The following is a 20617-nucleotide window of genomic DNA, read 5'->3' on the forward strand; positions in this document are numbered from 1 at the left end:
ATCTCTTTATGTAAAAATATTTGGCTACAACTAGTCCCTTATGTCACTTTTTAATGTAGCGATGTAGCATGAAAAAGACGAATTAGTCTGTCTGTTATTTGTGAGGACTGCAAACCATTTTATACCTTTTATACAGTCCCTTATTTGGAAAAAGGTTAAAAAAATTGTTGCCTTTAGCTCTCAGTGGATATACACTTCGTTGCTAAAGACGGAAATCTTAACTTCTTCGGCAATAGTAAGTTGCTTACTTTGTACTATAAAAACCATCATGGAGGTTAAGTGTATATCCACTGTTTATTGCATATACGTAGCTAGCTAAGTTGTTTTCTGTTTTGATTTTATATTCAGTTAAATGCGACAAAAAATGTCCTTTCTCTAATAAACTGCGAATTTTAAGCATTATGATGCAAACTTTTCGAAATTTTTTGGGCTAGATCGTTTTCCCTTGAACTTCCAATAGAGGTATAATTCACGTATAATAAAATTAGTTTACATGTTGGGAGTAAAGGAAGGGAATATATGACAGAGGACAATATAACACGGATATATTTGAACAATAAGGAATATATTCTAATTGGAACGGCTCATGTTTCTAAACATAGTGCGGAACAAGTAAAAGAAGTAATTGAAGCCGAAAAACCAGATACAGTATGTGTAGAGCTTGATGAACAACGGTATCAATCCATCAAAGATGATAACAAGTGGAAAAACATGGATATATTTAAAGTGATAAAAGAGAAGAAAGCTTCTTTATTGTTAATGAATTTAGCGATCTCTTCTTTTCAAAAACGAATGGCAAAGCAGTTTGGTATTAACCCCGGTCAAGAAATGATTCAAGGGATTGATTCTGCACAAGAAGCAAATGCAGAACTTGTGTTAGCAGATCGTAATATACAAATCACCTTTGCAAGAATATGGAATAATATTGGATTAAAAGGAAAAGCGATGTTGTTAACGCAAGTGATTGCGAGCATTTTTAGTAAAGAGACAATTTCTGAGGAAGAATTAGAAAAAATGAAGCAACAAGACACGATTCATACGGTGTTGCAAGAGTTTACAGACACTTTCCCAAAGCTAAAGAAACCGCTCATCGATGAAAGAGATCAATATTTAGCTCAAAAAATTAAAGATGCACCCGGGGAAAAGGTCGTTGCTGTGCTTGGTGCCGCTCATGTGCCGGGGATAAAGGAACAAATACAAAAGGATCATAATTTAAATAAACTACGAGAGTTGCCTCCAAAATCAAAACTGCCTAAAATTATCGGTTGGTCAATCCCGATCCTTATTTTGGCAATTATTGCGTATACGTTTTATGCTAATCCACAAGCTGGTTGGGAACAAACAGTAAGCTGGGTCATTTGGAATGGCGGATTATCAGCATTCGGTGCATTAATTGCGTTAGGGCATCCGCTTACTATTTTAACGGCATTACTCGTTGCTCCGATCACTTCTTTAAACCCATTACTTGCAGCGGGATGGTTTGCTGGCTTCGTGCAAGCATATGTAAGAAGACCGCATGTTCGTGATTTTGAGAATTTATCTGAAGATGTATTTACGGTTAAGGGGTTTTGGCGCAATAAAGTGACGAGGGTGTTACTTATTGTAGTACTAGCAAATCTCGGTAGCTCTTTAGGTACATTTATTGGTGGTGTTGACGTCATTCGTGTGTTTTTGGAAAATTTATAACTATAGCTCTTACCTAAAAGTACGTTTAGCTGAATGATTATTAATTAAGATTCAGTCAATATAGCAAGGATTATAATAGTGTTCCTAATAACCTAACAGTGAGTTTATGTTGCTGTTAGGTTATTTGCGCTAGATAAAAGTTTGAATAGAATGTGAATTACGTAACTAATTAAAGTGTTTCGCAACAAATGTCATCGCTTACATGTGGGTGAAATGTCTTACAATAAAGGTGAGAAAGGAGAAGGGAGAGGGTATTATGAACCGGAAAAATTGGATTGGTATTGGTTTAGCTTTTCTTGTCTTATTTATTATTTTATTATTACCAAACCCTGATTCACTTCCACTTGTCGGGCAAAGGGTGCTTGCAGTTTTGGCGTTTGCGGTCGTTTTGTGGGTGACAGAAGCAGTGCCTTATCCGGTAAGTGCAGTAATGATTATCAGTTGGTTAGCTATCTTAGTTGGCCTATCTCCTACCATTGAAGACCCCACCATCATGTACGGGACAAAAGAAGCATTAGGAATGGCAATTGGAGGTTTTAGCTCAACAGCTGTAGGGCTGGTTGCAGGAGCTCTATTTTTGGCGGCTGCTATGGAGATTACAGGACTACACAAGAGAATTGCGTTGTTTATTATGTCAAAAATAGGCACGAAACCAAACCGTTTAGTAATGGGAACGATTACTGTAAGCTTTGTACTTGCACTATTTGTTCCAAGTGCGACAGCGCGAGCAGGTACCATTATTCCAATATTATTAGGAATCGTTGCCGCATTTGGTTTAACAAAGCAGAGTAAGCTTGCGGCATTATTAGTTATTACTGCTGTTCAGTCCATTTCCATCTGGAATGTTGGAATTAAAACAGCTGCTGCGCAAAATATGGTAGCGTTAGGATTTATGCAATCGGAATTTGGTATGGATGTAGCTTGGGGGAAATGGTTCATGTATGCTGCTCCATGGTCAATATTGATGTCTGTCATGTTGTTTTTCGTCATGACAAAGCTGATCAAACCAGAAGAAACGAACCTTGCTGGTGGCGATAGCATTCAATCTCAGCTTCAAGCGTTAGGGAAAATGAAGCCAAATGAGTGGCGATTAATATCTATTTCCGTTGCATTGTTGTTCTTATGGTCTACGGAAGGCATCTTTCATCCGCTGGATTCCACCACAGTTACCATTATTGCTGTTGCGATCATGCTACTTCCTAAAGTAGGTATCTTTACGTGGAAAGAAGTGCAAGCAAAGATTCCTTGGGGAACGTTGGTCGTATTCGCAACCGGAATATCACTCGGAATGGTGTTATTAAGTACAGAAGCAGCTACATGGTTATCTTCTAACACATTTGAAGCAATGGGGTTAGCTGGCATGTCAATTGTAGCTATTGTAGCTATCTTAGCATTATTTAATATTCTCATTCATTTAGGATTTGCGAGTGCAACCAGTTTGGCATCTGCGTTAATCCCGATTGTTATTGCGCTAGTAACAGGCATGGAATCGACATCATTCAATGGACCTGGACTTGTGCTCATCATGCAATTCGTAATTAGTTTCGGTTTCTTACTTCCTGTGAACGCACCACAAAATATGCTTGCATATGGAACAGAAACATTTACAGCAAAACAATTATTAAAATCTGGTATACCAATAACGGTAATCGGTTATCTTTTCATTATCTTATTTAGTGCAACGTATTGGCAATGGGTCGGATTATTGTAAAGAATAGGAAGTGTTTCTGAAGGTGTAACGAACCGGTATATTTCACGTAACTATAGGAAAGTATAATAGTTTAAAGGTTTGTAGTATAAGAAAAACAAAGTCTTTCGCCACAAGACTTTGTTTTCCTGCTAAAATAAACCTCCAACAGAAATCCTATGCTTGCGTAACATGTTTAGCCTAAGCTCAGCTCCAACAGTTTACAATACTTGAAGGGATCGTTCTCCTTCATTTATTGAAGGATTCAATTTTGTTGCTTAGCTTTGGTGTCCTCGTATTATACGAAGGGGGTGTTTTAGTTTTATCCTCATCTTATGTTGCTTTATTACAGGATTGTTCTCTTATGATATAAACTTATTCTAAGTATGTTGCAATCAAAGCTTGTCGATGTGGCAAGCATTTATACATGGTTAATGGTCGTCCGACATTGCCATAGGAAATATATGATGTAATAACATGTTGCTGTTTCAAAAAAGATAGATATTTACGGATAGAAATTCGTGACATGCCAATTTTATTAGCTAATTGTTCGGTTGAAAATCCTTTATCGCCAAAATTTTGCGTACAATCCCATATTTGCGACAGCGTTTCTGGAGCTAACCCTTTTGGTAACGCAGGCTGTTCAATATCTCTTTCAGGCAAATCCCCTCCAAGTAATTGATCTAATTCCGATTGGCTCAGTTGCTTTTTTTCTTTTACGATTCGTTGTTTTTCTTGATAGCTTAAGAGCGCATGCTGAAATCGCTCAAACTGAAAAGGTTTAATAATGTAATCAGACACTCCATTTTGTAAAGCATACTGAATGCTATCCGTATCCGATGCTGCTGAAATGATAATCACATCAATGCCTTTTTCATATTTACGAATATAGCTCAATAATTCAAGCCCTGTTTGTTGCGGCATATAAATATCGAGCAAAATGAGATCTATCGGTTGCTGTTTAATAAAGTCCCTCGCTTCAGCTACAGATGTGACCTGCCCTTCAAGGTGAAACCCTTCTATTTGTTTTAAGTACATAGCGTTAATATGAGATACCATAGCATCATCTTCTACGATTAGTACGTTGATCATTGTCATCCCCCACCATTGGTATTGCTAGTGTAATGTTAAATACAGTTCCGTTTCCTGCCGTAGTTGAAACGTTTATCTTGCCTTGAAGTTTTTGCACAGTTTGATATGTAAGAAACAGTCCATAGCCTCGATCCCCTCCTTTCGTGGAAAACTTTTTATCAAAAAGATTGTCGAGATGATCCTTTGCTATTCCTGGTCCATTATCTTCTATTTTAATATGAATGGTTTGATCTATGGAATAAAGGAAAAGTTTAACGGTTTTATGTTTGTTATTGGATGCTAAAACAGCTTCAAAACCATTTTCGATTAAACTTCCTAAAATAGTAATTAATTCATGGATGATTGGTGCAGTAAATTCCTTTTTTAGAAAGCTGCTTTCTTCCAATTCAAAGGTGATATTACTTTCTCTAGCTTTACTCATTTTTCCGATTAAAAAGCCTGCTAATGCTGGATGTTTCAATCGTTGCGAAATATAGCCAACTTCTTCATCAAATTGATCTACCATACTAGGAATCATCGTTTCTAATTCTTTATATTCTTTTAAATGAAGCATGCCTAAAATAACATGTAATTTGTTCTTGAATTCATGGGATTGCGCTCGTAAAGCCTCTGTATAGTTTTTAATTCCTACCATCTCATCCAATAGTTTCTGCACCTCTGTTTTATCCCGAAAAGTAGCGATGCCGCCAACGATTTTGTCGTCAATATAAATGGGAGAGCAGTTTAATAATATTTTTTTCCGTAAAAGAGGGCTTCTCCATTCTCGGAAGCTATTCCTGTCTGAATGGTCTGTTGCAATGTAGGCATGTAATTTCTTACAGGTCGACCGATTAATTCCAATTCTTTTGTTAACGCCATAAGTTTTAACGCTTGTTGGTTAACGCGTGTAATTTCACCAGACTGATTGACTACTAAAATCCCTTCTTTGACAGACTCTAACATCGTGTCACGTTCCTTCGTTAACTGAGCAATTTCTACAGGTTCCATTCCGAACAATATTTTTTTAACGTATTTACTAATGAAGTAGGCGCCAATTACACCGAGCAGGAGTTGGAAAATAGCTCCTAATAAAATCATGCGCTGCCCTTCTTCAATTTGATCTTCCACTTTATCCATTGATAATCCGGCTACAACTACGCCAATTTGTTTGTTTTGTTCATTCTTAATTGGCGTAAACACACGCATACCTAGCCCGAGCGGTCCCTTTTCAATGGAAGTATATTCTTTTCCTCCAAGTGAAGATTTAGCGTCTTCTCGGTTGTAAAAAGATTTTCCAACTTCAGACGGAATAGGGTGGGATAAGCGAATTAGATTCATATCTAGAACGACAAGAAAACCGATATTTGATAACGCTTTTAATTCATTCGCATATTCCTGAATGTTAGCTCGTTGCTTTTCGTTTTGCAAACCCTCTATCACAAGGTCAGACTGTGCAACGAGGCGGGATATAGTGTATAACCTTTGGGAAATCGTATCTTTTGTATTTTCTGTGATATACTTACTAAAAAACCCGTTCATGATAATGACAGACAATGAAACAATGAAAATAATTAACAATGTAATCGAGGTTTGCAGCTTCATGGCTCTGCCTTGTTTGATGGGAGATCGTTTTTTCATTCGTTTTCCCTCGCAGTAAAATGGCTCTTTTCATCATTATATAGGACTTTATATGCAGTGGCACATGAATTGATTTTATCCTGTAAGGTACCTTCAGCATGTCGAAGAAAGAAACAGTAGCTAATACCTTTGTGCAAAGATAAGAAAGTATAAAATTTGTTGCTTTGGGATACGGATTCAACGAAATAGCCACGTCTGGCTCCAGCGCCCAGCAACTAGGCGACTTCACGAAAGCGCCCTAAGCTAAGTCATCATCGGTTCGTTCTAAATAGGAAGGCCGACTAAAGACGGGCTTGCCGGAGGGCGCCGGCATACTCCTGTTGCAGGAGCATGATTCCTAAAACTTTCGTTGATTCGTTCCAGTCGCTACGTTGCTAAACGGGCGCCCCGAGCCTTTGTTCGTTGCCTAACAATGAATGTGGAAGAACAAGGGTTCCGCTAATGGAAAGAGTCGATGCAAAACATAATGAACGAGACAACATGACAGGATTACAAATATGTTGATATAGTTGGTAGGGAGGTATTTACATGCCGATAGATAAAGAAACGCAAATTATTGACGATATAATGGAGAAAATTATTACGAAGGCGATGAAGCCTGGTGAAAAGCTTCTATCAGAAAATAAACTTGCAGATCAGTATAACGTGCCACGCATTACTGCTAGAAATGCATTAACAACATTGGAGGCTCGTGGATATATTTATTCTGTGCAAGGTAAGGGGCGTTTTTTAAAAGAAACTGCCAAACCAATTCAATTACATTTGACAGGAAACAGCAGTTTTACCGAAAAGATGCAGCGTGCTGGTTATCGATTGACAACGAAAAATATGTATTGCACAAAAATCAGCTATGATAGTAAAGTGTACGACGCGTTACGGGCTAGCAGGGAAGCAGAGATTTATAAAATTGGGCGACTTCGATTAATTGATGACGAACCGATAGCTATTCATCAATCATACGTTAATCAGCAGCAATTTCCAAACATTGCTCAAGAAGGACCGCAAATATTATCCATGTTTGCTTACTATCGGCAATTGGGATATGAAGCATTTACAAGTAAGCAGTCTTTATTAAGTATTACGTTTCCAACTTCCTATGAACAAAAATTGTTTTCATGCGGTAGTATGGTCCCTCTTATTGTACTAGAAACCGATTGCATTGATGTAGAAACACAAAAAGTATTGGAATATACGAAAATACTGTATCGTAGTGATAAATTTAAATATGATATTACAATGAATGAAAGTCGGTGAGGCATGTTAGAGGGGCCTTATCGACTTTTTAGTTGTCTAGGAAATTATAAAATTTTGCAGCTGTAGATAAACTTACTAAGTTATTTAGCCACGTCCGGCTCCAGCGCCAATCAACTAGGCGACTTTACTCCATTGCCCTACGATAAGTCATCATCGGTTCGTTCTAAATAGGAAGGCCGACTAAAGACGGGCTTGCCGGAGCATGATACCTAAAACTTTAGTTGATTCGTTCCACTCGCTACGTTGCTAACCGGGCGCTTGCGCCTTCGTTCTTGGTTTATAGGGGTTTACTGGAAAATAGATGAAGTTCACAAAAAATTCGCTTAAGTTTAAAATTTTACCTAGCTCTAGGTAAGCACATGTGCGTAATAGTACGCTTTTATCTCAATTTGCCCCTACTCTAATAAATTGGAAATGCCTAACTGAACAAGTCTAAGTGGGCGATAACAGCAGTAAATCGTCAACAAGTCGTTTATTAAATGGTATCGCCTTTCAATTATAAACCACCCTTTACAAATACTTTACGATATCTTAAAACACAGCAACTTGGCAACAAGTTAATATGAACTTGTAAAGGAGGTTATCTGAATGAGAAGGCGAAGAAGATCAGAGATTCTTGTGCAAGCAAATCCCAACCTGGCGGCAAGTCTGGCAAACGATATTAAGCAGACGTATACCTACAAGGAAATCGTTGCCCCAAGACATGGATTAACAATGGTGAAAATGCGGGAAAGCGCACAGAAATCCTTATTCTATATAGGTGAAGTACTCGTTACGGAAGCAAAAGTAGAAATTCAAGGGGAAATCGGCATCGGCATTATACAAGGTATGCACGATGAGGTAGCAACTCAATTAGCTATTATTGATGCAGCTTACAATGCACAGTTACCTGAAACGCTGTCTTGGACGGACACTTTAGAGGCCGCTGAAGCAGAAATAAACCGTAAAAAAATAAGACAACAAGCAGAATTAATGGAAACCAAAGTAAACTTTGAAACGATGGATGTTTAACATTTTCTTGGCATGATCAAGAAATGTAGATAAAGTTTTTCTGAAAAATACACGAGCAATAGAGAATGCAACCTATGGCAAGGAATTGTTTGTTAAAAATGTTAAAAATATAAGAGCAGGAGAGAGATTGTATGCCGATAGATCAAGTTCATGACTTACAAAAGGTGTATCGCAAATTATTAGATCGTATGGCTCGTCCAGGAAAGCTAGCTAATTTACAAGCTTTTCAAGAGAAAGTGGACTATGAGGTAGCGTGTTATGATGCAACGTTGCTCATTGCGATGACGTTATTGGATGGAGAAGTGTCATTTCATGTGATTTCTGAGAATAAGCAGCTCGTCGAAGAAAAAATCGCTGCCTATACTTTAGCCAGACATGCATCTATGGAAGAAGCCGATTTTATTATTGTGTTACAGGACGCTACCGAGGCTTCCATTATTGAAGGAATGGCTACTTGTAAAACAGGGAATTTAGTTGATCCGCAGTATTCTGCTACATGGGTAATGGAAAGTCAAACGCCGTTGTCTAATCAACCGCAACTACTATTAACAGGTCCTGGAATTCAGAGGCAAACAGATTTACATACAAGTTTCGTGCCAAGCATTTGGCAAGCTAGGAGTGAAGCAGTGCAAGAATATCCTTTAGGCATCGATCTTATGTTCACGGATGACATCATGCAGATTGCTTGTGTTCCTAGGACAACAACGGTTTCTGTACAGGAGGTGGAGTAGATGGGTTATGTAGCGGTCAAAGGTGGAACAAAGGCAATTGAAGCTTCTATTGAAAGGTTAACGTACGATCGTTTACAAGAAAGAGAAGTTGTTGAAGTGAAAACGATCATGGCAACAATGCGTGCCCTTGTCGATCAGGTAATGTCAGAAAGTAGCTTGTATTCTCCATTTCTTGCAGCGCTAGCTATTAAGCAAGCAGAAGGTAGTATGGAAGAGGCTGTATTCATTATGCGCGCACATCGTTCAACATTACCGAGACTGCATTATAGTAAGATTGTAGAATCCGAGTCTATGTGCGTAGAACGCCGTATTTCCGCCAGTTTTAAGGACATTCCTGGTGGGCAAATATTAGGCTCTACGACAGACTACACGCACCGTTTACTTGACTTTTCGTTAGCTTCAGAAACAAAGCTAGGAATTGATCAATGGATGAAAAACTATTTGGATAAACTGGAGCAAGTAGTATCTCCACACGATGAAGTATTGTTTTTTCCGAAAGTAGTCAATTATTTACGCCAAGAGGGACTATTTGGAGGTCATGAATTAGATGATACACCTCCGACGGATATTACAAAAGAAAACCTATCTTTTCCAGCTTCGCGCAGTGCTCGATTACAAACATTAACACGTGGGCAAACAGGTGCCGTGACAGCTCTTGGGTATGCCTCTTTACGCGGATACGGTCAGGTGCATCCAACGGTCGGTGAAGTCCGTGTTGGCATGCTTCCGATCTATGTCGGGCATCCGAATGAGCCTGAACAGACAGAGGAAGATAGCTATTATATTGGTGAAATCAAAGTTTCCGAAGTCGAATCGTTTGTCCCTGTCTCTGTCAAAAATGAACAAAATGAAGAGGAACTTGATTTTGAAATTGGTTACGGGGTTTGTTACGGACAAAATGAAACAAAAGCAATTGCGATGAGTATTCTTGACCAATGTTTAGAGCACCCTGAAGCTAGTTTCCCGACACATGATGAAGAGTTCGTTCTATTACATATCGATTCGGTAGAAGCAACAGGGTTCATATCGCATTTGAAACTCCCACATTATGTCACTTTCCAATCGAAGCTGGATAGTGTACGTGAGGTTAAAAGAAAGGGAGAGAGTGATGAAGAATAAAACACATTTTGCGTTTTTTGATGAAGGGTCAAAGAAGGAAATTCGCCGCACGACGTTAAAAGCAGTCGCGATCCCTGGCTATCAAGTCCCATTCGCTTCAAGAGAAATGCCAATTGCAAGAGGTTGGGGAACAGGTGGATTACAGTTAACGTTATCGTTAATTGGTAGAGAAGATAGTTTAAAAGTAATTGACCAAGGTGCAGATGAGTCAGTGAATGCCGTTAGTATAAAAAAGTTAGTCCAACAAACTACCGGTGTGGAACTAACCGACCAGACAGAGGACGCTTCCTTAATCCAATCCAGACATCGGATTCCAGAAGTTCCACTAACCGAGGAGCAAATTTTAGTATTACAAGTCCCAACGCCAGAACCGTTACGTGATGTAGAAGCTAGTGAGTATGTAACCAAACGATTACATGCAGAAGAAGAATATAGCGGCGCGTGGCTCTTATTATTTGAGCAAATTATGAAATACGGTAAAACAGCAACAGGTGCCGATCATCCTGTCTATGTAAATGGACGCTACGTGATGGCGCCAAGTCCCATCCCAAGGTTCGATAATCCGAAAATGCATACATCGAAAGCTTTGATTTTGTTAGGGGCAGGAAGAGAGAAGAAAATCTATGCTGTGCCACCTTATACGGATGTAGCGTCACTTGCTTTTGAAGATTATCCGTTTACCGTGGAAACATTTTCAGATCAGGCATGTCATTTATGCGGTGCAAATGATGTGTTCCTTGATGAATTGGTCGATGAAACAACAGGAAAAGCTTATTATCAGTGTAATGATACGAGCTACTGTATAGATAGATTGAACAGCCAAGAGCAAGTGGAGGTGGAACATCATCATGCATGAAGAACCAATATTGCAAGTTCGGAACTTAAATAAACAGTTTGGTAACGGGTGTACCCATTGTCGTAATAAAGTAGACCGACAGTTGGAGAAAAATTATTGCCCTATTTGTGGAACAGTTTATGCATGTCAGGATGTATCTTTGGACTTGTTTCCAGGAGAAATACTTGGCATTGTTGGCGAAAGTGGTAGTGGGAAATCAACAATGATGCAATGCCTTTACTTTGATGCGCCCGTTACTTCTGGGGAAGCTTTTATCTATAATGGCGAATTAAATGGGCAAAATGTCTTTCAATTATCCCCACAGAAGCAACGGTATATTCGTAATCATAAATACGGAATGGTCTATCAAAATCCAGTCAATGGGTTGAAGATGAACTTTTCTTCAATTGGAAATATTGCCGAAAAACTGATTGCAGCGGGAAATCGTCATGTCTCATCCATGGAAAGTACGGGAAACAAACTGCTTGAACATGTGCAAATTCCGTTGTTTCGCTCGAAGGAAGAGCCGCAAAACTTTTCTGGAGGAATGCAACAGCGGGTGCAAATAGCAAAAGCATTATCGAATAATCCGCCGATTCTATTTTTAGATGAAGTAACGACAGGGCTTGATTTGTCTGTACAGGCAAATGTGCTTGATTTGATTAAACAGATTCAGAGAGAGTGGGGAATTAGTATGATTGTCGTTTCCCATGATCTGGCTGTTATTCGGATGCTAGCAGATCGAACGATGGTGATGCTGAATGGTTCCGTCATTGAAGAAGGGTTAACGGATCAAATCTTAGAAGATCCACAACATGCTTATACGCAACGTTTAGTTTACTCGTTATTATAGGAGGTCACCTATTGTGTATGTCATTCATAATGGAAACGTCATTACCGAAGAAACAATCTTGGAAAATTATGCCGTCGTGGTAGAAGGGGATATGATTCAAGCGATCATTCCTGAAGCAGAAGTCGATAACTACGCCCATGCTGAAAAAGTAAATGCCAATGGGGGTTTTATTTCTCCAGGATTTATTGATATTCATTCCGATTATATTGAAAGTCTTGCTTCGCCAAGGCCGACCAGTATGATGGATTTTAATATTAGTTTAAGAGAAGCAGAGAAGATTTTGGTTGGGCATGGTATTACAACGATGTTCCATTCGCTATCGTTTTATAGAGAAGATGCGTTTGACCATAAACCCATCCGACAGCCTGAAAATGTCCAACGCATGGTAGATGCCATTGCAAACACGCATCATGAACTACATTTAATCCGTCATCGCCTACATGCGCGGTTTGAAATTGACAATATTATGGAAGTCGATCAGTTAATCCGCAATATGGAAGCAAATAAGGTCCACTTGCTATCGTTTATGGATCATACACCTGGGCAAGGACAATACCGTGATTTAGAAGTGTATAGGGAAACATTGCAAGGCTATCGTGATTTATCTGACGAGGCTGTACAGACCATTATTCAAGAACGACAAAACGTCGAGTGTATGACCATTGAACGCATGCAGGAGGTTGCCAAGTTGGCTATTTCCAAAGGGATAGCAGTGGCTTCACATGATGATGATAATGTGGATAAGCTACATCTTGTGCAATCATTTGGCACAACGATTAGCGAATTTCCAATTACGATGGAAATTGCGAAAAAGGCGAGGAAACTGGGACTGAAGACAATAGCTGGTGCTCCTAACGTATTACTTGGCGGTTCGCATTCCGGCAATTTGTCAGCTGCTGAAGCAATTAAAGAAGATTGTATTGATATTTTATGCAGCGATTATTACCCGGCAGCCTTACTGCACGCTATCTTTTCTTTAAGTGATAACGACGGAAATGATTTGCATGACATGTTTATGAAAGTAACGTTGAATCCTGCTAAAGCTGTACGAATGGATAATGAAATTGGTTCCATTAAACCGGGGAAAAAAGCAGATATGCTAGTGATTGAACGAATGGATGATGGTTATCCAATGTTAACAGCGACGATGGTAAACGGCGCCTTAATCACGACAACAAATTATCGAATGAATTAATGTAAAGGAGGCTTTTGGCAATGGCAATGCTGCAAGTAAAAGATTTTGGCAAACGATTTACAATTCATCACTTGGGAAAAACGAGGCAAGCAGTGGAACATATTCATTTTTCACTGGAGCAGGGAGAATTTCTTGGGATTGTTGGTAAAAGTGGTAGTGGTAAGTCAACGATCTTAAAAAGCATATATCGTACTTACCGTCCTGATGAGGGAAGCATAATTTATGATTCGGCACGCTATGGGTTCATTGATTTAACGAATGCAACAGAGCGAGAAATTCTTTACTTACGTAAGCATGAAATCGGCTATGTGTCGCAATTTTTAAATGTAATGCCACGGACAACATCAAGGGAGCTTGTGGAGAAAGCACTGTTGGAAATGGGAGCAACAGAACAGGCAGCTAAAATAGAAGCAGAAAAGGCGTTAACGCATTTTGAGCTAGATCCCAAACTTTGGGACCATTATCCAAATACATTTTCTGGTGGAGAAAAGCTGCGGCTGAATATTGCCATGGCAACCGTGAAGAAGCCTCGCTTGTTATTACTTGATGAGCCAACAGCCAGTTTGGATCAGCAATCGAAAATAAAAGTACGTGAAATCATTGAAAAATTGAAAGCAAGTGGAACGACGTTAGTTGGTATTTTTCACGACATCGAATTTATGGATGGCTTATGTGATCATGTGTTTGATATGCAATTCAGTCAAGATAAATCTGTGAAAGAAGGCGTTATTCATGAAAGCTGACCTGCATGTGCATAGCACGTATTCCGATGGCTCGGATCACGTAGAAAGGGTGTTGGAGCAGGCAGCGAAAAATGGCGTTTCGCAAATGAGCTTTGTGGATCACGATAGCATCGATGGTTTAAACGAAAAACAAGCTTTAGGGAATACATATGGCATTGAAGTCATTCCCGGAATTGAAATCTCAGCCTATGATTTTAAACGAGATCGTAAAGTGCATATCCTTGGCTATGATTTTTACCAAGATGCCAAGAACATGGAAGCACTCTGTAAAACGGTGCGCAATAGAAGGCAGGCGCATACACTTTGGCAAATCGAGCAGATAAATCAACAGGCATATCAAATTGACCCGCAAACCGTGATCAAAATAGCACGACCGAGTAGAACGATTTACAAGCAGCATGTGATGCAGCAAATCACATCAGCCGCTTATGAATCTGAGCCTTATCAAGCGTTATACCGCAAACTTTTTAAAGGGGAAGGTCCAGCATCTGGTGATATCGAATATGTAGACGCGTTTCTTGCTGTAGAAGCAATTGTAGCTGACGGTGGTATCGCTGTTGTTGCCCATCCTGGGCAACTCGATTCTTATGAGCTTATCCCCGAACTTGTCGAGGTTGGCTTGGGCGGTATTGAACGCAATCATCCTGATCACACAGCAGAAGACCACCAACGCATTGAACATTTAGCGCACACATATGATTTGATCATGACTGGCGGGACGGACTATCATGGTAGTTTTGGCATGCCGATAGAGGTAGGGGAAATTACAAGTCCTTCTTTTCTGAGTCGTACGTTAATAGATTGACTTTCTTCAAAAAGAGCAAGAAATGACCCATATGTTTGGTGGTTTGTTTTAAACGAAAAAGAAAAGCTGGCTTATCGCTGAGACTTTATGACGAGGCAGTCGTTTATCCCGATATAAGCTGCTGTAAGCCTTCCATTTCAAGAATTGGAGATGTGAGCGCTGAACAAGTCTAAGTGGGAGTAACAGGGCCTAAATTATTAATTCATTCAGAGGCTTTTAGGTCATACCCTTGCTTTGCTAGCCAAACAATGGGGGAAAAGGAAGTCTCGCTGATTGATATTTTACTTTATCTTATAATGTAAATAATATTAATTTATTAAATTTTATGTAAATATATTGTAAATATAAACTCTATTCAGTCAAGTTATGTTTTAATAGTAGAGGAAAAGAAGGCAAGCTACCCATTAGGGAGGGAATATTCACTTATTCGTGCATACGAAATCGAAAAATTGCTTTATCAACTAATCTATGAATAAGAAGGAGCGTTAACATGAAAAAGACGTTAACTAGATTTGGTGTTTTGCTTTTATTAGCTATATTTGCTGTTGGTTGTTCGGAAGGAAACGCTAGTACGGAAGAGGGAAAAGCAGAAGTAGATAATGTGATTGATGTTGTATGGTATCCAAATGAGTCAGGAGAAGATTTGAAATCCTCTCGTGATGAAATTGGCAAAGTAATTGCTGATGCTACTGGAAAAGAAGTAGAGCACCACTTAACAACAGATTATGCGATTGCAATTGAGACGTTAGTGAATAATAACGCGGATGTAGCATTCATGGGTGCACAAGGTTATATTGAAGCGAATGAAAATAACGATGCAGTGCAGCCTATCGTCGTTCCAACTGGTCCTTCTGGTACGTTAGACGATGCTGTTTACCATAGCTGGTTAGCTGTTAATGTGGATGATCAAGAAAATTATAAACAAGATGGTGAATATTCTCTAGATACAATAGCAGATAAGAAATTTTCTTTCGTTTCTAACAGCTCCACTTCTGGTTTTAAAGTACCATCAGCTGGGATTCTTTCCCACTTCACAGAGCAAGAGGAGTACAAAGATTTAACCGAAGAAGATTTAATGGAAGGTGGCCCTCTATTCTCACAAGTACTGTTTGGTAACTCCCACCAAGGTTCGGCAGTCAATTTATTAGATGGGAATGCCGATGTAGCAGCGTTTTGTGATACATGTGTAGAAAACTATGTAGAAGTAGCTGAAGGAGAAGAAAATGAAGTCGGCTCTATTTATAAAGTGAAAGACGACGCAGAACAACCTTTTAATAAAGTAGTAGGAAAAGAATTTACGTTAATGAGTGTAACACCAGTGCTTAATGCGCCATTTGCCGCAAATATGGATACATTAGGTGAAGAAGATTTTAAAAAGCTTCAAGAAGCATTGACCTCCGATGAAGTTGCGAGTAATGAAGGTATTTTTGTTCCAGAAGACGCTGAGCAATCGGCATTATTCTTTAAAACAGATAAAGAACGCTTTGCACCAGCAGAAGATGATTGGTTTGACCCTATTCGTGAACTTCAATAAGCAAGTCTTTAATCAAGTGGGGGGGGGTTATGCTTATCCCCCACTGATTGTTAGTATACCAAGGGCATAACTTAACAACCTCTTACAAAAAAAGAGGATGTAGATGCTGTTGCCTCACTTATACGCATCTTTACACAATAGGAATGTTGAAAATTTTAGGGTCGTATAAGAGCATAATTTCGGTCTAAGACGTGACGATAAGCCAAGTTTTTCTAAACATGTTTAGCAAAAAGAAGCGGAGGGATTCTCTGCTCACATTATAGGAGGGAGCCTATTCATGGCACTTTTACAAATTGCAAGACTAAGTAAGTCGTACGATAACGAGACGAAGGTATTAAAAGATATTTCTTTTACCGTAAAAGCTGGAGAATTTGTTTCTATTATCGGTCCATCTGGTGCAGGGAAATCTACTTTATTACGTTGTGTGAATCAAATGGTACCTATTAGTAGCGGGGAAGTGATCTTTGATAATGCTCCTGTGACACAATTGAACAAACGTGCACTACGCCAATTGCGTACAAACATTGGAATGGTGTTTCAACATTATAATTTAGTTCCACGTTTAACAGTAATTGAAAATGTGCTGCATGGACGCTTAGGCTATAAGACGACTTTGCAAGGCATAATGAGCCGTTTTACAGAAAAAGAAAAAGAGCAAGCTTTTTATCTGCTTCGCAAGCTTGGCATTGAAGAACATGCGTATAAGCGTTGTGATCAGTTAAGTGGAGGACAGCAGCAACGAGTTGGCATTGCCCGTGCATTGATTCAAGGTCCGAAACTTGTCCTTTGTGATGAGCCGATTGCGTCACTTGATCCAAACTCTTCTAAAATTATTATGGATCATTTAAAGTCCATTACTTCCGAGCTAGGCATCACTTGTCTTGTCAATTTGCATCAAGTGGAAGTCGCACAACAATATTCAGATCGCATTATCGGTCTAAATCAGGGAGAAGTTGTATTTGATGGAACCAATTATCAGCTGACCGAGGAGAAAACGAATCGTATTTATGGAACGGAAATGCGAGAATTAATAACAGTGTGAGGGGAAATGGTCGTGAGTGAAAAGGTAATGCAAAAACGAAAATGGCAAATGACGATAGCATTAATCATTATTATTGCCATTACGTATTTATCTGCAGCAATAACGAAATTTAATTTCATAGATGGGTTAGTAGCTTTTCCAGAAGCAATTGGTTGGATGTTTTCGAATCTACTTATAACGCAAGAATCGTTAGAGAAGCTACCGACTGTTTTAGATAAGCTTGTGGAGACCATTTTCATGTCAATTGCAGCAACGACAACGGCTGCAGTTGTTTCCATTTTCCTTGGTATTATGGGATCAAAAACAACGAGCATCAATGGCTTTTTAAGTACATTTGCCCGGTTTATTGCTTCCGTATCACGTAATATACCTGTTGTTGCTTGGGCGCTTATTTTATTACTTTCCTTTGGTCAAAATTCATTAACGGGGTATTTAGCGTTATTTGTAGGAACAGTTGGCTTTTTAACGAGAGCTTTTATTGAGTCCATTGATGAAGCAAGTCATAGTGCGGTGGAGGCTTTAACAGCTACAGGTGCCACTTATTTTCATATTGTAAATAAAGCCGTCATCCCACAAAGCTTACCGCAAATGATCAGTTGGATATTATTTATGATTGAAACGAATATTCGTAGTGCCACCTTAGTAGGTATTTTAACAGGGACAGGTATTGGCTATACATTTGATATGTATTATAAATCGATGAATTACAATGTCGTTGCTCTCGTTACCTTTAGCATTGTAATCGCCGTAATTATCATTGAGTTGATGTCAAACTATATACGGAAGGTGATTATGTAATGGAAACAGTAGCGAACCCTACGTATATGAAGCGAAAGAGAAATGGACGTATTTCTATTAAAGCTGGAAGTAAATCGGAACGCGTTATCCGTCTGACAATGATGTTGCTTTTTGTTTTAACCGTTACTGCATTTCTGCTTTTTGATTACACAGGGTTGGAGTTATGGACCGCCATTGTAGAAACGGGACAAAACTTAAAAGTGATGTTTTTTGAACCAGCGCTAAATCATTTTACTTGGGCAGAAGCGCTTTATCAAGTTGGGGTTACCCTTGGTCTTGCTGTTTTGTCTACGATTATTGGTGCTGTTATTGCGTTCTTTTTAGCGCTTATGGCTGCAACTAATTTATCGAAGGAATGGGTGACGAAGGTTGTTCGTGTTATTGTCGCCTTTATTCGAGCGGTTCCAACTGTATTATGGGTACTTATTTTCGCCATTGCTGCTGGACTCGGAAGTGAAGCTGCCGTTTTAGGAATGTTGTTTCATTCCATTGCGTATCTTGTAAAAGCTTTTTCAGAGGCGTTTGAAGAAGTGGATAAAGGTATTTTAGAAGCATTAAGAGCGACAGGTTCAAGCTGGTGGCATGTTGTAATACACGGCATTATGCCTTCCACGTTTACATATATATTATCTTGGACTTTCCTCCGCTTTGAAATCAATTTTGCTGTCGCAGTTGCTATGGGAGCTGCTGCCGGAGCTGGCGGTATCGGCTTTGAATTATTTATGGCTTCAGGATTCTATTTTGATCTTAGCGAAGTTGGATTTATTACATACGCTATCCTGATCATTGCGATTATTTTAGAAGTGTTTTCCACCCAATTAAAAAATCGCTATTTCCCATCTAGCGTAAGGAAGTAACTATTTTTTACCGACGGAGGCCTTCCGTCGGTTTTTACTTGTCTAGGAAATTACACTAGCGTTGCATAAAAAGTAATGCTTCAAGTCAAGCGTTAATTTTCCATTTGAGACATATGTAACAGAATTTTCTGATATATGTTATTTGTACACAATGAAAAAAAGACAACAGGCATGAGAGGTAGCCCTTCATCCATTTTTTGAATAGTATATACTTTTAAACGAATGGATCGTATGTTAAATCATCTAAGTGTAACACGTCTCCTGTCTCCTATTGTGCTAGGGTCTCTGCAAAAATTCGCTCATTGTCCCACCTTCGTCGTCCACTGGACTCTCGCTCTGGTTCTTTACGTACTTTCAAAATAAAGGTTGCCATGGATTGATCGTAACCATCCTTTATCCAACGCAACATTTCCAGCAAGGTTCCTTTGAAACCTATTTTATTTTTCATTAGGATGATCAGGCAAAAGGTAATCATTGCAAGATAGACTTGATTATAAACGGCATTTTCACTCTTACCATATAATGTTGTAATGACCAAGTGTTGCTTGATCCATTTGAAAAACAACTCTATTTTCCAGCGGTTTCGGTAGATATAGCTGATTTCTTGCGCACTGCGCTTGGCGTCGTTACACACAATCCGAATAGGCTTGCCATTACTATCTGTTGTCTCTATCAATTGTAATGGATGTTTCATGTTTCCGATTGTCACCATGGCATGGCGTGTGATGGGAGAAGATGGATCCACGAGTAACTCTTCCACGACGTGTACCACTGTATTGGCTTTGATACGCGTTGCAAATTTTATTCCTTTTTCCGAATAGGCATCGAACTTCGCAAAGTTGAAGTACCCGCGATCGAATACATGAAGCACATCTAACTGATAAACAATTAATTCATCCAGCTGTGTCTCATCCGCTGGTCGGGCTGGCGTTAGAATCATCTTATCTAGCGAGAGCGTATCATTGCACAACCTAATTGAAGTGTGCATTTTAATCCCGGCTTTTGTTTCTCGAAAATCAGCCCATTCATAGCCACTAAGACACATGGAAATAGTCGATGAATCAATCAAATGCAGCTGAAGCAATGCCTTTCCTGCTTTCACAGGTCCTAGTGTATACTGTACCTTTTGAATGAGATGACGAAGAATAGCTTCTGGTATTTCATGTGGGATTTGTCTATTCTTACGCGAGAGTTGTGACTTACTGATACTGTCTATACCTACTAATCGCTGCACCGTTTTTTTGCGTGAAACAGACTGACTGATTACTGCAAGATTTTCTGATTTTTTAAGTTGTGCGTAAATAAATAAGCGAATATAGGCAATGGTATCTAGCTTTTTCACATACTTGTCTACCCCTTCTATATCAATCATTTTTTGAATAACTTTTGTATCTAATGGATGAATGTATTCCTTGAATACCATTTTTATGGTATGATTGTCCATGAAAGACTCCTTATAATTTGGGATTTGGACAGGACTACCATACCCTAATTATAAGGTTTTTTTATGCGTTTTTGTATTGATAATTCCTATTATTCTTAGTATTGACACGAGTTGTTTTTTCTTGACTACTTTATAAAAAGTTTATGCAACGCTAGTGAGGAAATTATAAAATTTTGCAGCTGTGGATAAACTTACTAAGTTATTTATCCACGTCCGGCTCCAGCGCCCAGCAACTAGGCGACTTCACGAATCGCCCTACGATAAGTCATCATTGATTCGTGCAACACCGCCTCACCATAATTCCTAAAACTTTA

At 39.1% G+C, this 20617-nt stretch carries 19 protein-coding genes; 15 read left to right on the forward strand and 4 right to left on the reverse strand.

Features of this window, described 5'->3' with window-relative positions:
* Positions 1–519: 519 nt before the first annotated feature.
* The gene (locus tag B2C77_RS01955; protein WP_077702166.1) at positions 520–1686 is read left to right on the forward strand and encodes a TraB/GumN family protein; all 1167 of its coding nucleotides are present in this window, start codon (positions 520–522) and stop codon (positions 1684–1686) included.
* Between the two features lie 256 nt (positions 1687–1942).
* The gene (locus tag B2C77_RS01960) at positions 1943–3397 is read left to right on the forward strand and encodes a DASS family sodium-coupled anion symporter (RefSeq protein ID WP_077702167.1); all 1455 of its coding nucleotides are present in this window, start codon (positions 1943–1945) and stop codon (positions 3395–3397) included.
* A 351-nt stretch (positions 3398–3748) separates the two neighbouring features.
* Here the strand turns inward: B2C77_RS01960 and B2C77_RS01965 are convergent, their stop codons facing one another.
* The 3 genes from B2C77_RS01965 to B2C77_RS01975 all read right to left on the reverse strand — a co-directional run bounded on the left by B2C77_RS01965 (position 3749) and on the right by B2C77_RS01975 (position 6082).
* Entirely contained in the window at positions 3749–4465 is a 717-nt protein-coding gene (locus B2C77_RS01965) for a response regulator (RefSeq protein ID WP_077702168.1), read from the reverse strand.
* Positions 4437–5120 (reverse strand): ATP-binding protein, encoded by a 684-nt coding sequence (locus tag B2C77_RS01970; protein WP_141130656.1) that lies wholly within the window; start codon positions 5118–5120, stop codon positions 4437–4439. Before B2C77_RS01970 ends, B2C77_RS01965 begins: the two co-directional genes overlap by 29 nt.
* Positions 5121–5188: 68 nt before the next feature.
* The gene (locus tag B2C77_RS01975; protein WP_077702170.1) at positions 5189–6082 is read right to left on the reverse strand and encodes a PAS domain-containing protein; all 894 of its coding nucleotides are present in this window, start codon (positions 6080–6082) and stop codon (positions 5189–5191) included.
* 528 nt (positions 6083–6610) lie between these two features.
* Here B2C77_RS01975 and B2C77_RS01980 point away from each other — a divergent pair.
* From B2C77_RS01980 to B2C77_RS02040, 13 genes are all read left to right on the forward strand, one after another.
* On the forward strand, positions 6611–7336 hold the full coding sequence (locus B2C77_RS01980) for a GntR family transcriptional regulator (RefSeq protein WP_077702171.1): 726 nt from the start codon (positions 6611–6613) through the stop codon (positions 7334–7336).
* 588 nt (positions 7337–7924) lie between these two features.
* Positions 7925–8347 (forward strand): phosphonate C-P lyase system protein PhnG, encoded by a 423-nt coding sequence (gene phnG, locus B2C77_RS01985; RefSeq protein WP_077702172.1) that lies wholly within the window; start codon positions 7925–7927, stop codon positions 8345–8347.
* Between the two features lie 131 nt (positions 8348–8478).
* Complete coding sequence (gene phnH / locus B2C77_RS01990; protein ID WP_077702173.1) at positions 8479–9078, forward strand: phosphonate C-P lyase system protein PhnH; 600 nt, start codon at positions 8479–8481, stop codon at positions 9076–9078.
* Positions 9079–10197, forward strand: a complete 1119-nt coding sequence (locus tag B2C77_RS01995) for a carbon-phosphorus lyase complex subunit PhnI (RefSeq protein ID WP_077702174.1) — start codon at positions 9079–9081, stop codon at positions 10195–10197.
* Positions 10187–11053, forward strand: coding sequence for an alpha-D-ribose 1-methylphosphonate 5-phosphate C-P-lyase PhnJ (locus B2C77_RS02000; protein ID WP_077702175.1), 867 nt, complete (start codon positions 10187–10189; stop codon positions 11051–11053). Before B2C77_RS01995 ends, B2C77_RS02000 begins: the two co-directional genes overlap by 11 nt.
* Positions 11046–11885, forward strand: a complete 840-nt coding sequence (locus tag B2C77_RS02005) for an ATP-binding cassette domain-containing protein (protein WP_077702176.1) — start codon at positions 11046–11048, stop codon at positions 11883–11885. The genes B2C77_RS02000 and B2C77_RS02005 overlap by 8 nt, the downstream gene beginning before the upstream one ends.
* Before the next feature lie 13 nt (positions 11886–11898).
* Positions 11899–13080, forward strand: coding sequence for a phosphonate metabolism protein PhnM (gene phnM / locus B2C77_RS02010; protein ID WP_077702177.1), 1182 nt, complete (start codon positions 11899–11901; stop codon positions 13078–13080).
* Positions 13081–13100: 20 nt separating this feature from the next.
* Entirely contained in the window at positions 13101–13823 is a 723-nt protein-coding gene (phnL, locus tag B2C77_RS02015) for a phosphonate C-P lyase system protein PhnL (RefSeq protein WP_077702178.1), read from the forward strand.
* Positions 13813–14628, forward strand: a complete 816-nt coding sequence (locus B2C77_RS02020) for a PHP domain-containing protein (protein WP_077702179.1) — start codon at positions 13813–13815, stop codon at positions 14626–14628. The genes phnL and B2C77_RS02020 overlap by 11 nt, the downstream gene beginning before the upstream one ends.
* Before the next feature lie 490 nt (positions 14629–15118).
* Positions 15119–16162 (forward strand): PhnD/SsuA/transferrin family substrate-binding protein, encoded by a 1044-nt coding sequence (locus B2C77_RS02025; protein WP_077702180.1) that lies wholly within the window; start codon positions 15119–15121, stop codon positions 16160–16162.
* A 277-nt stretch (positions 16163–16439) separates the two neighbouring features.
* Positions 16440–17204: a phosphonate ABC transporter ATP-binding protein gene (gene phnC, locus B2C77_RS02030; RefSeq protein WP_077702181.1), complete on the forward strand. Its 765-nt coding sequence runs from the start codon at positions 16440–16442 to the stop codon at positions 17202–17204.
* A gap of 12 nt (positions 17205–17216) precedes the next feature.
* Complete coding sequence (gene phnE, locus B2C77_RS02035) at positions 17217–18002, forward strand: phosphonate ABC transporter, permease protein PhnE (RefSeq protein WP_077702182.1); 786 nt, start codon at positions 17217–17219, stop codon at positions 18000–18002.
* Complete coding sequence (locus tag B2C77_RS02040) at positions 18002–18859, forward strand: PhnE/PtxC family ABC transporter permease (RefSeq protein WP_077702183.1); 858 nt, start codon at positions 18002–18004, stop codon at positions 18857–18859. Before phnE ends, B2C77_RS02040 begins: the two co-directional genes overlap by 1 nt.
* Positions 18860–19127: 268 nt before the next feature.
* Here B2C77_RS02040 and B2C77_RS02045 read toward each other — a convergent pair whose 3' ends face one another.
* Positions 19128–20303: an IS4 family transposase gene (locus tag B2C77_RS02045; protein ID WP_077702184.1), complete on the reverse strand. Its 1176-nt coding sequence runs from the start codon at positions 20301–20303 to the stop codon at positions 19128–19130.
* Positions 20304–20617: the final 314 nt, after the last annotated feature.

Source organism: Virgibacillus dokdonensis, from assembly GCF_900166595.1.
Classification (GTDB): Bacteria; Bacillota; Bacilli; order Bacillales; family Amphibacillaceae; genus Virgibacillus; species Virgibacillus dokdonensis.